Raw genomic sequence first — 13,093 nt, forward strand, 5'->3', positions numbered from 1 at the left:
AGCTGGCGCGGACCGTCGGTCGCGTCGTCCCGCTCGACGAGCGGGAGGCAGGTCAGAACTTCGGCGCGTCCGGTGCCTCGAGCAGGCCCAGCCGCAGCGCGGTCATCAGGGCCTGAGCCCGGTTGGCCGCGCCGAGCTTCTCGTAGAGCTTCGAGATGTGCGTCTTCGCCGTGGACTCGCTGACGAACAGCTGCTTGGCGATGCCCGCCACGCTCATGCCGTCCGCGAGCAGCCGCAGCACCTGCCCCTCCCGGGGAGACAACTGCGGGCCGGACGGGGCGAGCCGGCGCTTCATCGCCTCGGCCAGGTCGGCCGCGGTGAACGCGCTGGGGGAGGAGGCGGCGTGCCGTGCGGCAGCCACCACCTCGTCGGCCGGGGCGGTCTTCGGCACGAAGGCGCTCGCGCCGGCCTCCAGGGCGCCGAAGAGCTGGTCGTCGCCGGCGTACATGGTCAGGACCACGATGCCCATCGACGCGCTGGACTTACGCAGTGCGCGGGTGGCCTCCAGGCCGCTGCCGTCGGGCAGCCGCAGATCCATGATCACCACGTCCGGCTGCAAGGCGCCGGCCTGGCGTACTCCCTCCGCCGCCGTGGCCGCCTCACCGACGACCTCGAACTGGCGGTCGCGCTCGAAGGCGTGCCGCAAACCCTTGCGAATCAGGTCATGATCGTCGACAAGGAGGACCTTGGTACGGGTGGCCGGTATCGGACTTGTGGTCATCCTCGGGTTACTCCCCTTCTGGTGCTGCGCTGCCGCGCACGTTATCGCGCCGGGCCGAGGTGCCGAGAACCACCGCCACGGTCGTGCCGCTGGGTTGCCGCGGCCTGATCTCCAACCGGCCCCGGATACGTTCCGCCCTCTCGGCCATGATCGCAAGACCGTACCGTCCGTCCGGGCGCTGGTCAGCCATCCCCTGACCGTCATCCGACACTTCTATTTGCGCGTACGGGGGGTCGATCTCGCACGTGACCCACAAATTCGACGCCCCGGCGTGCTTGCGCGCGTTGGTCACCGCCTCCTGCGCGATGCGCAGCAACTCGGCTTCGGTGGCGGCCGGCAGCCGGGCGGTGGACTCGTCCAGCGAGAGGTGCACCCGCAGCCCGCCGGACGCGCCAACGGTGCGCGCGTACTCGGCGATTGCCGCGGCCAACCCACCCTGCCGGTCCACCTCGCTGCGCAGCTCGAAGAGGCTCAGCCGCAGCTCCTGGATCACCCGGGTGACCTCGCCGCGCAGCGTACGCAGGGCTTCGGCGGTCTCGTCGGCGTCGTCGAAGACGGTGGCCAGGGCGTTGTCGATGCCGTAGCCGACCATCACCAGTTCCTGGGCCACCCCGTCGTGGATCTCCCGGGCCAGCCGCTGCCGCTCCTCGTTGGTGGCCAGCGAGCGCACCTCGTCGAAGAGCAGTGCCGCCTCCAGCCGCAGCGCGGCCGGGCGGGTCAGCGCGGTCACCCGGGACACCACCGGCGGTGGGTACGCCTGCGTGGCGTCGGCCTCCAGCACCACGAGCCCCACCGTGCGCACCCCGGCGACCAGCGGAACGATCAGCGCGGACACGTCGCCGCCGCGGTGCGAGCGGGACTGCGACCGGGCGGCCGTGGTGGCCTGCTGGGTGGCCCAGGCGTCGGCGATCGCCGAGTCCGCGTCCAGCGTCGTCTCCCAGTCCACCCGGTCGACGCCGGCCTGGGCGAGCACCACGAGGCGACCGCCGCCGCTGGCCGACAGCACCGCGCCCCGGTCCGCGCGGGCCACCGTCCGCAGCTCCTCCAGCAGGTGCTCGGAGATGCCGCCGGGGTCCAGGGTCGCTCCGGGCAGTTGCCGGGCCACCGTCCGCAGTTGGGTCAGCAGCCGGGTCGCCTCGGCGTACGGCTGGGGTTTGCCCTCACCGCGCACCGCCATCACCTGGTGCAGAGTGCCGGCGGCGTAGAGCCCCAACGCTGCCAGGATCAGCCACTGCGCGCAGACCGCGAGGTAACCCGGCTGGCCGAGCTGAAGACCACCGTCGACCCGGGTCAGTGCGCCGCTGAGCAGCAGGGTGGCGGCGGTGACCACGAGCAGCGCGGCACCCTCCGGGAAGCGGCGGCGCAGCGCGGTGACGGTCACCGGGACCGCCAGGTACGGCAGCACCGCCGAGGCGCCCAGGCCGTCGACGGTGCCACCAATGGACGCCACCGCGGCGACGTGGCTCGCGGCCAGCCCCAGCACCACCACCTCGGCCACCCGGCTCAGCGGGCCGACCAGCCGGTGCTGCGGTGCCAGCAGCGACGGCAGCCCGGCCACCGCCAGCAGCGCGATCCACCACAGCTGGGTGACGTCGCGGGTGGCGAACAGGGTCAGGATGGCGACCAGCGCCAGCATCACCACGCGGGCGGCCGCGGCGAGGGGATGCGGGTGCGGGGCGGTGGCTGTGGATGCGGGCACGTGACGGATGGTAGTCAGCCTCGGTAGATATCGGCGATCTCCGCCGCGTACGTCTTGTGGACAACCTGGCGCTTGACCTTGAGCGACGGGGTCAGCTCGCCGGTCGCCTCGGTGAAGTCGTGGGGCAGGACCCGGAACACCTTGATCGCCTCGGCCTTCGACACGGCCTGGTTCGCGGCGTCGACTGCGGCCTGGATCTCCTTGCGGAGGCCCTCGTGCTCGCGCAGTTGCTCGACGGTGGTGTCGAGGGGCAACCCGGCGTTCTCCAACCAGGTCGGCAGCGCCTCCTCGTCGACGGTGACCAGCGCCGCGATGAACGGCTTGGCGTCACCGACCACGACGCACTGGCTGATCAACGGGTGCGCGCGGACCAGGTCCTCCAGCACCGCCGGGGCGACGTTCTTGCCGCCGGCGGTCACGATCAGCTCCTTCTTGCGACCGGTGATGCTCAGGTAGCCGTCGGAGTCGAGCTGGCCCAGGTCGCCGGTGCGGAGCCAACCGTCGGCGCTGATCGCCTCGGCGGTCGCGGTCTCGTTGCGCCAGTAACCCTGGAAGATCAACTCACCGGAGAGCAGGATCTCGCCGTCGTCCTCGATCCGCACGGTCACGCCCGGGAACGGACGACCGACGGTGCCCATCCGGGTGGCGGTGGGCTGGTTCGATGCGGCAGCGGGCGAGGTCTCGGTGAGGCCGTAGCCTTCCAGGACCGTCACGCCGATGCCCCGGAAGAAGTGACCCAGACGGGCGCCGAGCGGCGCCCCGCCGGAGATCGCGTCCCGGCACCGTCCGCCGAGCGCGGCACGCAGCTTGCGGTAGACCAGCCGGTCGAAGACCGCGTGCTGGGCGCGCAGCGCCAGGCCCGGTCCGCCCGGAGTCTCCAGCGCCTCGCTGTACGCGATGGCGACCTGCTCGGCGCGGGCGAAGATGCCGCCCTTGCCGTCCGCCTCGGCCTTCTGCTTGGCGGCGTTGTAGACCTTCTCGAAGACCCGGGGTACGGAGAGCACGAAGGTCGGCCGGAACGCCTGCAGCTCGGCGACCAGGTTCTTGGTGTCCGCGCAGTGCGCCATGGTGACTCGCGCCTGCACGACGCCGATCTGGATGAGCCGGGCGAAGGCGTGCGCCAGCGGGAGGAAGAGCAGGGTGCTCGCGCCGGCGTTGAAGAGGTTCGGTAGCACCGGCACGGCGTTGGCGATGTCGGCGTACATGTTGCGGTGGGTGAGCACGCAACCCTTGGGCCGGCCGGTGGTGCCGCTGGTGTAGATGATCGTGGCCAGGTCGCCGGCGCGGACGGCCTTGCGTCGCCGCTCGACCTCGGCCAGCTCGACAGAGGCGCCGGTGGTGACCAGCTCGTCGACCCCGCCGCCATCGATCTGCCAGACCTGGCCCAGCTCGGGCAGCCGGTGCCGGACACCGGCGACCAGGGCGGCGTGCGCCTCGGTCTCCACCACGACGGCGACCGCGTTGGAGTCCTCGAGGATCCACGCGGTCTGCTCAGCGCTGGACGTCTCGTAGATCGGCACTGTCACCGCGCCCACGGTCCAGATGGCGTAGTCCAGCAGCGTCCACTCGTAGCGGGTGCGGCTCATCAGCCCGACCCGGACGCCCGGTTCGATGCCGGCGGCGATCAACCCGCGGGCCACGGCGGCCACCTCGTCGCGGAACTGGAGGCAGGTCACCTCGGTCCATTCGGTGACGGTGCCGTCGGCGCGCGGAGTGGGGCGGGCGAACTGGGCGGCGTCGGGCGCGACTTCGGCGTTGTCCCAGACCGGATCGGTGAGGTTGGCCGCGTCGCCAACGGTGACGATCGGCGGGACGGAGAACTCGCGCACCTGCACTCCTTCGTGCTCGCACTGGTCGGGCTGGTCGGGCTGGTCGGGCTGGTCGGGCTGGTCGTCGCCATGGGCGTCGGTTGTGTCGAAACCTACCCGGTGAGGAAGGGCACCCTGCTAACGGCCAGCGGGTATGGGTCCTGCCGAGCGCCGGGGGCGGCGCAGCGTGCCGGGCGGTACTCGCCGGGTAGCCTCCCCCCATGGCGGACTCCTCCACCCAGTCGATCATCATCGGCGCCGTACCGGATCGGGTGACGGCGGTCATCTGCGACTTCGCGCGCTACCCGGAGTGGACCGACGCGGTGCGTCGTGCCGAGGTAATCGAGGAGTACGAGGACGGTTACGCCAGTCAGGTGCGTTTCACCATCGACGCCGGGGTGATGGCCGACGAGTACGTGCTCGCCTACGAGTACGCCGAGGACCTGTCCCGGATCGAGTGGCACCTGGTCGCCCCCTCGAAGATGCAGAAGGCCCAGCGTGGTTCGTACGACCTGGTGGGTAACCCGGACGGCGGCACGACGGTGACCTACACGCTGGAGGTCGACCTGTCGGTCGGCATGCTCGGGATGTTTCGGCGCAAGGCCGAAAAGATGATCATGGACACCGCGTTGAAGCAGCTCAAGCGCCGGGTAGAAGCAACCGGTGCGGCGCAGTGACGTGTCCGGTGGCACGGTAGAGGAGCCGACGGTGGGCGGAACGGATCCGGGTTCGGCCCGGGAAGAGGCGGAGCGGCTGGTCGCCACCCTGCTGGCAGGGGCGCGACTGGCCTCCGCCGGCTCGGCGGGCGGCGCGCTCGGCTCGTTGGGCGGGATGCTGTCCGGTGTCCTCGGTCACAGCGCGGGTCCGGACGCCCGCTCCGGCACCGGTGGTGCTTTCGCCACCGGTTCGGCCGAATGCTGCGTCTGCCCGGTCTGTCGGGGCATCGCCGCGTTGCGGGACCCGAGTCCGGAATTCGCCGAACGGCTCGCGACCGGCGCCGGTGACCTCGCCGCGGGTGTCGCCAGCCTGCTCCGCGCGTTCTCGCCGGCGGAACCGTCCGCGCCGGGGACCGCCGAGCCGGCCGCCGAGCCGGCCACCCCGTCCTCACCGGCACCCGCCGCGAGCACCGACGACGTGCTCCCCGAGCCACCCCCGAGCGGCCCGCCCACCGCGACCGTCGACGAGCACGTGTGGCGCGATGCCACCCGTACCGGGCATGATTCTCAGCCGGCGCCGGAGCGGGATGTCTGGTCGGTCGCCACCCGGACGGCGGACCCACTCGCCCCGGCCGCCGTACCACCCGTCGACGAGGCCGGGACGGCGACCGTACCGGCGCCGACCACCCGTCCCGTGGTGCCCGCATCGCGGGTGCCCGACGACGCCGACGCGGAAGCATCGGGCGACGGCGCCTGAGCGCGGGACCTTCCGACCCGGACCGGCACTGGGCCGGGACCCGGGCCGGACAGCACAGCAGAGGGGGGCGGTAGCGGTGACGCTGACCATCGGAGTCGACGTCGGTGGCACGAAGGTGGCCGGCGGTGTCGTGGACGACACCGGCACGGTCCTCGTGCAGACCCGACGGGACACTCCCGCCGATGACGTGGCCAAGACCCGCGACGTCATCATCGAGTTGGTCGGCGAACTGGCTGCCGGGCGGACCATCGAGGCCGTCGGCATCGGCGCGGCCGGTTGGATCGACGCCAGCCGTTCGACTGTGCTCTTCGCGCCCAACCTGGCCTGGCGTGACGAACCGCTGCGCGAGTACGTCAGCGAGGCCATCGGGCTGCCCGTGATCGTGGAGAACGACGGGAACGTCGCCGCGTGGGCCGAGTTCCGCTACGGCGCGGCCCGCGACGCCGACGACTCGATGATCATGTTCACCATCGGCACCGGTGTGGGCGGCGGCGTCGTCCTCGGTGGCGACCTGATGCGCGGCGCGCACGGCATCGCCGCGGAACTGGGCCACATGCTGGCCGTGCCGGACGGGCACCAGTGTGGCTGCGGCCGGCTGGGCTGCATCGAGCAGTACGCCAGCGGCAGCGCCCTGGTCCGCTTCGCCCGGGCCGGCGCCCGGCAGGAGCCCAACCGCGCCACCGCACTGCTGAAGCTGGCCGGCGGTGAGGCCGAGGCGATCACCGGCCCGATGGTGACCGCCGCGGCGCAGGGCGGCGACCCGGTCTCCGCCGAGGCGTTCGCCCAGATCGGCCGGTGGCTGGGCACCAGCCTCGCCGACATGGCGCAGATCCTCGACCCGCAGACCCTGGTGGTCGGCGGCGGCGTGATCGACGCCGGTGACCTGCTGCTCGGCCCCACCCGCCGCTCGTACCTCGACGCGCTCGCCCAACGCGGTCGCCTGCCGGTGGCCGAGGTGCTCCCGGCGGAGCTGGGCAACAGCGCCGGGGTGATCGGCGCCGCCGACCTGGCCCGCCGGATCTGAGGCGGTCGGGGATGGGCGTGCCGCTGCGCGTGGTGTCGTACAACGTCCACAGCCAGCGTGACGACACCGCCGCGCTGGCGGCCGTGGTCCGGGCCGCGACGCCGGACGTGGTGATCGTGCAGGAGGGGCCGCGCCGGTTCCGGTGGCGGCAGAAGTCCGCCACGTTGGCCGAGTCGTTCGGTCTGGTGGTGGCCGCCGGTGGGCTGCCCGCGCTGGGCAACCTGCTCCTGACCAGCCTGCGGGTCCAGGTGCTCGGCACCCGCTGCCAGCGCTTTCCGCTGACCCCGGGCCGGCACCTGCGCGGCGCCGCGTACGCCGACTGCCGCGTCGGTGACGCCCGGTTCACCGTCGCCGGCTCGCACCTGTCCACCGACCCGGCCGAGCGGCCCTCGCAGGCCGCCGAGTTCAAGCGCGGTCTGGACGCGGCGACCAGCCCGGTGCTGGCCGGGGCGGACCTCAACGAGGGTCCGGACGGGCCGGCCTGGGCCACCGTGTCGCGCGGGTTGACCGACGCCGCGGTGGCCGCCGACCGGGCCGAGCGGCTCACCTACTCCTGCGCCGACCCGCGCCGACGCATCGACGCGCTCTTCGTCGACCCGAGGATCACAGTGGTCGACTACGACGTGGTGGACACCCCGCAGACCCGCCGGGCCAGCGACCACTTCCCGGTCCTGGTCGACCTGCTGCTGCCCTCCACCGGCTGACCCCCGACCCCGGCTCGACCGTCGGCGCCTCCGGTTCAGGACTGGACATCCGGCCCGGTTGTGGAGAGGATTTCGCGGCGACCGGCACGCCTGCCGTACCAAAGGAGATGTCCCCGGTGTCCACCTCCACCGACCACGGCCGGCCCGACCCGGAGGCGACCTCGCCGACGGCGAACAGCGACGGGCGCCCGGTCTCCGACCGGGGCGACACGGTCTGCGTCATCGGGGCCGGGGCCAGCGGGTTGACCGCCATCAAGAACCTGCGTGAGCACGGGTTCGGCGTGGACTGCTACGAGCGGGAGACGGGCGTCGGCGGCGCCTGGAACTGGCGGCACGACCGCAGCCCGGTGTACGCCAGCACCCACCTGATCTCGTCGAAGCCGTTCACCCAGTTCCCCGACTTCCCGATGCCGGACTCCTGGCCGGACTACCCGCACCACGGTCAGCTGCTGTCCTACTTCGAGCGGTACGCCGACCACTTCGACCTGCGTTCGCACATCTGGTTCGGCACCGAGGTGATCCGGGTCGAGCCCGTCGAGGGGGACCGGTGGGATGTGACCACCCGCTCCACCGGCGGTTACGGCCCCGAACGCACCGCCCGGTACGCCGCCGTGGTGATCGCCAACGGCCACAACTGGTCGCCGAAGCTGCCCCGCTACGAGGGCCTGGAGGAGTTCCGCGGCGAGATCATGCACGCCTCGTCCTACAAGGACCCGGCGCAGCTGCGCGGTAAGCGGGTGCTGGTGGTCGGTGCCGGCAACACCGGCTGCGACATCGCCGTCGAGGCCGCCCAGCAGGCGTCGCGCTGCTGGCACTCCACCCGCCGGGGTTACTGGTACGCGCCGAAGTACGTGCTCGGTCGCCCCGCCGACCAGGTGAACGACACCCTCCTGGCGCTGCGGGTGCCGCTGCGGGTACGGCAGTGGCTCTACCACTGGACCCTGCGGCTGACCGTCGGTGACCTGACCCGCTTCGGCCTGCCCAAGCCCGACCACCGGGTGTACGAGACGCACCCGATCGCGAACAGCCAGCTCGTGTACTACGTGGGCCACGGCGGGATCGGTCCCGTGCCGGACGTCGCCCGGTTCCACCCGTACGCGGTGGAGTTGGCCGACGGCCGCGAGATCGACCCCGAGGTGGTCGTCTTCGCCACCGGTTACCTGCCGCGCTTCGAGTTCCTCGACGCGTCGGTGTTCGGTGACAGCGCGGGCGCGGGCCGGCCCACGCTGTGGCTCAACGCGTTCACGCCGGGGCACCCGACCCTGGCCGTCGCCGGCCTGCTGCAACCGGACTCCGGGTTGTTCACCCTGTCGCACTGGCAGACGGTGCTCTTCGCCCGGCTGCTCCAGGCCCGCCGGGACCGGCCGGAACGGGCCACTGCGTTCGCGGCCCGGGTGCGGGACCGGGCGGGGGAGCGGTACTCCGGGCCGGTCAAGGACAGCAGCCGGCACTGGTTCGAGGTCGGGCACGCCGACTATCTGCGCGCCATCCAACGCGCCCTGGTCGAGCTGGAGGGCAAGTGAGCGCGAGGAGTGAGCTTGCGAGCCCCGCAGTCGCGAACGAAAGGCTGGCACGGTGAGCGCGAGGAGTGAGCTTGCGAGCCCCGCAGTCGCGAACGAAAGGCTGGCACGGTGAGCGCGAGTAGCGAGCTGCGGATCATGCGGGGTCGGGAGTGGTCCCGGCCGGTCCGGCCGGCCCGGCGGGAGGTGCTCAGCGCGGTCCCCGAACTGGAGCAGGGGCGGCCGCCTCTGCTGTTCGTACCCGGGTTCGGGCACGGCGCGTGGGCGTTCGCCGAGCACTGGTTGGGTCACGTGGCGTCGCGGGGGTTCCCGGCGTACGCGGTGAGCCTGCGCGGGCACGGTGGCAGCGAGCCGGCGCCGGAGGCGACGCTGCGGGCGTACGCCCACGACGTGGTCCAGGTGGCCGCGAGCCTGCCGCGGCAGGCGGTGCTGGTGGGGCACGGCGCGGGGGCGCTGGTGGTGGCACACGCGTTGGCCCGCTACCCGGCGCGGGGCGCGGTGCTGGTGGCGCCGGTCTTCGGCGGCTGGGGAGTGCTGGGCGCGGCGTTGCGCCGCAACCCGGCGGGTACGTTGCCGGCGGTGTTCGGCGGGCCGTTGCGGCTCAACCGGGGGCAGTTGTTCAGCCGCGAGTTGCCCGACGAGGAGGCCCGGCGGTACGTGGGACGCCTCGGTCGGGCGGGTCGGCGGGCCCAGTGGGCGCTGCTGGGCGAGCCGGAGGCCGAGCCGGCCGTGGGCGCGCCCCCGGTGTTGGTGCTGGGCAGCCCGGACGACCGGGTGGTGCCGGCGTCGACGTTGACCCGGGTGGCCCGCCGCTACGGGTCGGCCCCGCTGCTTTTTCCCGGGATGGGCCACGACCTGATGCTGGATGCGCGGTGGGCGGAGCCGATCGACGCGATCCTGGACTGGCTGGAGAAGGAACCGGCGGCGCACTGAGCAGCCGGGCCGCCGGCGGTCAGCCGCCGGCCTGGTGGCCGGCCGGGCTGCCCGTCGGGGTGGCCGGTCGGGGCACCCGAGCGGGGCCGTCGGTGTCGGTGCCGGTCAGGCGACTGATCAGGGCGCCGCCCTCGTCCAGGGCACGCAGGTAGGAGCGGGCCCAGGCCCGGATGTCGTGCTGGTGCAGGTGGGCGCGCATGGCCCGCATCCGCTGCATGCTGTCGGCCGGGTCGGCCCGCAGCGCCGCGCGCAGGGCCTGTTTGAGCCCTTCCAGGTCGTGCGGGTTGACCAGGTACGCCTGGGACAGCTCGGCGGCGGTGCCGGCGAACTCGCTGAGCAGCAATGCGCCGGTGTCGTCGACCCGCGCGGCCACGTACTCCTTGGCGACCAGGTTCATTCCGTCGCGTAGCGGGGTCACCGCCATCACGTCGGCGACCCGGTAGAGCGCGGCCAGCTCGGCCCGGTCGAAGGGCTGGGTGAGGTAGTGGATCGCCGGCTCACCGACCCGGCCGAACTCGCCGTTGATCCGGCCGACTTCGCGTTCGATGCGTTCGCGCAGGATCTGGTACTGGCCGACGCGTTCCCGGCTCGGCATGGCGACCTGCACCAGCACCGTGTCGCGGACCTTGACGTCGCCGCTGGCGAGCAACTCGCTGTACGCCTTGAGGCGCTGCTCGATGCCCTTGGTGTAGTCCATCCGGTCCACGCTGAGGACGACCTGCCGGGGATCGCCGAGGTCCTGACGGAGCCGGTGGGCCCGGGCGGCAACGTCCGGGCGGTCGGCGAGCGCGGCCATCTCGGCGGTGTCGATGGAGACCGGGAAAGCGCCGATGCGGACGACCCGGTCGTCGATGCCGATCCGCCGGTCGGTGGCCGGCAACTCCAGCACCCGGGTCACCAACTGGGCGAAGTTGTGCGCCGCCTGCCCCCGTTGGAAGCCGACCAGGTCGGCGCCGAGCATGCCGCGCAGCAGTTCGGCCCGGCGGGGCAGTTGCATGAACAACTCCGGTGGCGGGAACGGGACGTGCAGGAAGAACCCGATGCGCAGGTCCGGGCGGAGGGTGCGCAGCAGACCGGGGACCAGTTGCAGGTGGTAGTCCTGCACCCAGACCACCCCGCCCGGCTCGGCCACCTCCGCGGTCGCCTCGGCGAAGCGCTGGTTGACCCGCTGGTACGCCTCCCACCACCGGCGGTGGTGTTGCGGCTGCTCCACCGAGTCGTGGTAGAGCGGCCAGAGGGTGGCGTTGGCGAACCCCTCGTAGTGGTCGCGCAGGTCTTCCGGGGTGAGCGCGACGGTGTGCATGCGCACGCCGTCCACGTCCGGCAGGGCGGGGGCCGGCCCGGTGCCACCGGCCCAGCCGACCCAGGTGGCCGGGGTGTGTCGCAGGAGCGGGAGCAGCGCGCTGACCAACCCACCCGGGCTGCGCCGCCACTCGCAGGCCCCGTCGGGGGCCTGGTTGTCGTCGATGGGGAGGCGGTTGGCCACCACCACGAGAGAACTCTGTCGCATCTCGGGCATTCCGATCAGCAGAGGACTGACCGCCGCGAGCAAGGAAAAACCGGTCAGTCAGCGGGGGAAGTGACGTACAGCGGTATTCCTACTGACAGTAAGTTACACCACTGTTACGCGCCCGGCGGGGCGCTGCTGTCTCGGGATGCGGGCCGACCGTCAGACGACGGCGCCGTTGTCCGGGTCGTCCTCGTCCTCGTCGCCGGGGCGCAGCCGCCAGATCAGCGTGACGAAACCGGCCAGGATGCCGGTGAACCCGAACAGTGTGACCGCCGAGCGGTCGATCGGGAGCAGCCACGGGAAGAGGAACAGCACGAACCCGACGACCACCCCGAGCACGCCGATCACCGCGTACTTGCTGACCCGCGGCAGCGGCGGCGGTGGTGGTGGGTGGTAGCCCTCGTCGTCCTCGTCGTCGGGCAGGTCGGCGCCGAAGGTGTCCAACCCGTCCAGCAGCGACGGCTCGTCCGGTCGGGTGCCGCGCCCCACCGAGATTCCGGAGATGTCCGTCGCGGACGGCAGCCGACGAACGTCGGTGGCGGTCGGACCCGCTTCGTCGGTGCCGGAGCGGGTCAGCGACCCGGAGGTCGACTCGTCCCGGGTGTCCCGCTCGTCCACGTCCTCCGAGGCCGGCCACGGGTTGTCACCGGGCGTGGAGGTGGTGTGGAAGCCCGCCACGATACGTGCCCACTCGGCGTCGATGTCCGGTTCGTCGCGCGCCGGTGGCTGCTCCGGAGTGGTCTCGTCGGCGAGCTGGGTCAGGTAGTCCCGGGCGGTGGTCAGGTGCGAGCGGTCGACGTAGAGCCGGTCGACCGGTCGGGCCGGCACCGTGGTGGTGCGGGTGACCGGATTGAGGTCGGCGGAGGGCTGGAGGTAGGCGGCGATCCCACCGGCGGCCAGCACGTCGAGCAGGTGCTCACCGACGCGCGGATCGACGTCGCCGACGACGGCGTACTCGTTCGCGTCGAGCCCGTTGTCCCGCCGTCCCCGGCGGGCCCCACCCGCTGACACCCGGACATCCCCCTTTAACGCGCCTTCCGGCGCGGCCACCGCTGCCCTTCGGCGCCAGTCCGCACGCCGTGCTCTGAATCGTGACACGTCAGGGCATGGTTCCGGGAGTGCGTTGTGTCGCGTCTTCCAAAGTCACGGCTGCTCCCGCAGGTCGCGGCGGGGCTCCTTTGTCCGTTTTTGCTAATCCTTGCCAACAGGAGGTCTCCGGGTATGGCGCTTCTCGCCGACTTGCCGACCGCCCGCTTGATCTCGCTGTGACCGCGATGTCAGGTCAGGTCTGGAGCGGGACCGCCGGGGCCGGAGTGGGAGACGAAGCCGCCGTCAAATGGCCCAACCGACGCGGACCCCGACCCCGTATTGGCGGATCATGGACCGCAGCGGGGCCGAGCCGTCTGAACGGCTCGGCCCCTTCGATCAAGTGCTGAACTGCGGCAGCCCGCTTCCGACCCCCGCCAGTCGGCTCTGGCCGGCGTCCTGGTGCTTTACCCGGTGTCATTGTCGTTCGACGCGGTACTGCTCCACGAGACCGTCGTGCAGGCCAGCAGGGAGATCGGTATCCGTGAGCAGGTCGATGGACCACGGCACCGGACACGGGCCCGGGTGGACGTCATCGGGGCACAGCAGGGCCGCGATCTGGTCCACCAAGGCGCGGGCGTCTTCTGCGCTTGCATAGATGCCGACGCGAAGTTCCCAGATGGACGGTTGCCCGACCATGCCGCCTCCTTTGGGGGAGTTTCCGCCGAGGAGCCA

12 protein-coding genes are annotated in these 13,093 nt (G+C 72.2%); 6 read left to right on the forward strand and 6 right to left on the reverse strand.

Annotation, left to right across the window (positions count from 1 at the left end):
• Window positions 1-52 precede the first annotated feature (52 nt).
• From AB0B48_RS12140 to AB0B48_RS12150, 3 genes are read right to left on the reverse strand one after another with little or no spacing between them, the layout of a single operon-like run.
• Window positions 53-721, reverse strand: a complete 669-nt coding sequence (locus AB0B48_RS12140) for a response regulator transcription factor (protein ID WP_030337723.1) — start codon at window positions 719-721, stop codon at window positions 53-55.
• Window positions 722-728: 7 nt separating this feature from the next.
• Window positions 729-2,420: a GAF domain-containing sensor histidine kinase gene (locus tag AB0B48_RS12145; RefSeq protein ID WP_357199668.1), complete on the reverse strand. Its 1,692-nt coding sequence runs from the start codon at window positions 2,418-2,420 to the stop codon at window positions 729-731.
• Window positions 2,421-2,434: 14 nt separating this feature from the next.
• Window positions 2,435-4,249, reverse strand: coding sequence for an AMP-dependent synthetase/ligase (locus tag AB0B48_RS12150; RefSeq protein ID WP_357199671.1), 1,815 nt, complete (start codon window positions 4,247-4,249; stop codon window positions 2,435-2,437).
• 200 nt (window positions 4,250-4,449) lie between these two features.
• Between AB0B48_RS12150 and AB0B48_RS12155 the strand changes: the two genes are divergently transcribed.
• From AB0B48_RS12155 to AB0B48_RS12180, 6 genes are all read left to right on the forward strand, one after another.
• Window positions 4,450-4,905, forward strand: coding sequence for an SRPBCC family protein (locus AB0B48_RS12155; RefSeq protein WP_357199674.1), 456 nt, complete (start codon window positions 4,450-4,452; stop codon window positions 4,903-4,905).
• A gap of 31 nt (window positions 4,906-4,936) precedes the next feature.
• A complete protein-coding gene (locus AB0B48_RS12160; protein WP_357199677.1) occupies window positions 4,937-5,641 on the forward strand; it encodes a hypothetical protein in 705 nt (234 codons plus the stop codon).
• A gap of 76 nt (window positions 5,642-5,717) precedes the next feature.
• A complete protein-coding gene (locus tag AB0B48_RS12165) occupies window positions 5,718-6,665 on the forward strand; it encodes an ROK family glucokinase (protein WP_355007723.1) in 948 nt (315 codons plus the stop codon).
• The gene (locus tag AB0B48_RS12170; protein ID WP_357199733.1) at window positions 6,662-7,369 is read left to right on the forward strand and encodes an endonuclease/exonuclease/phosphatase family protein; all 708 of its coding nucleotides are present in this window, start codon (window positions 6,662-6,664) and stop codon (window positions 7,367-7,369) included. Before AB0B48_RS12165 ends, AB0B48_RS12170 begins: the two co-directional genes overlap by 4 nt.
• A gap of 116 nt (window positions 7,370-7,485) precedes the next feature.
• Window positions 7,486-8,892 carry an NAD(P)-binding domain-containing protein gene (locus AB0B48_RS12175; protein WP_355007721.1) on the forward strand — a complete coding sequence of 469 codons (1,407 nt, stop codon included), beginning with the start codon at window positions 7,486-7,488 and terminating at the stop codon, window positions 8,890-8,892.
• 135 nt (window positions 8,893-9,027) lie between these two features.
• Window positions 9,028-9,822 (forward strand): alpha/beta fold hydrolase, encoded by a 795-nt coding sequence (locus tag AB0B48_RS12180; protein WP_357199736.1) that lies wholly within the window; start codon window positions 9,028-9,030, stop codon window positions 9,820-9,822.
• A 19-nt stretch (window positions 9,823-9,841) separates the two neighbouring features.
• On the opposite strand, the gene AB0B48_RS12185 is transcribed toward AB0B48_RS12180, so the two are convergent.
• From AB0B48_RS12185 to AB0B48_RS12195, 3 genes are all read right to left on the reverse strand, one after another.
• Complete coding sequence (locus tag AB0B48_RS12185) at window positions 9,842-11,332, reverse strand: trehalose-6-phosphate synthase (protein ID WP_357199739.1); 1,491 nt, start codon at window positions 11,330-11,332, stop codon at window positions 9,842-9,844.
• Window positions 11,333-11,491: 159 nt separating this feature from the next.
• Entirely contained in the window at window positions 11,492-12,343 is an 852-nt protein-coding gene (locus AB0B48_RS12190; protein WP_357199682.1) for a DUF308 domain-containing protein, read from the reverse strand.
• A gap of 492 nt (window positions 12,344-12,835) precedes the next feature.
• Window positions 12,836-13,057, reverse strand: coding sequence for a hypothetical protein (locus tag AB0B48_RS12195; RefSeq protein WP_357199685.1), 222 nt, complete (start codon window positions 13,055-13,057; stop codon window positions 12,836-12,838).
• Window positions 13,058-13,093 lie beyond the last annotated feature (36 nt).

The sequence above is a fragment of the Micromonospora sp. NPDC049089 genome, assembly GCF_040648775.1.
Classification (GTDB): Bacteria; Actinomycetota; Actinomycetes; order Mycobacteriales; family Micromonosporaceae; genus Micromonospora.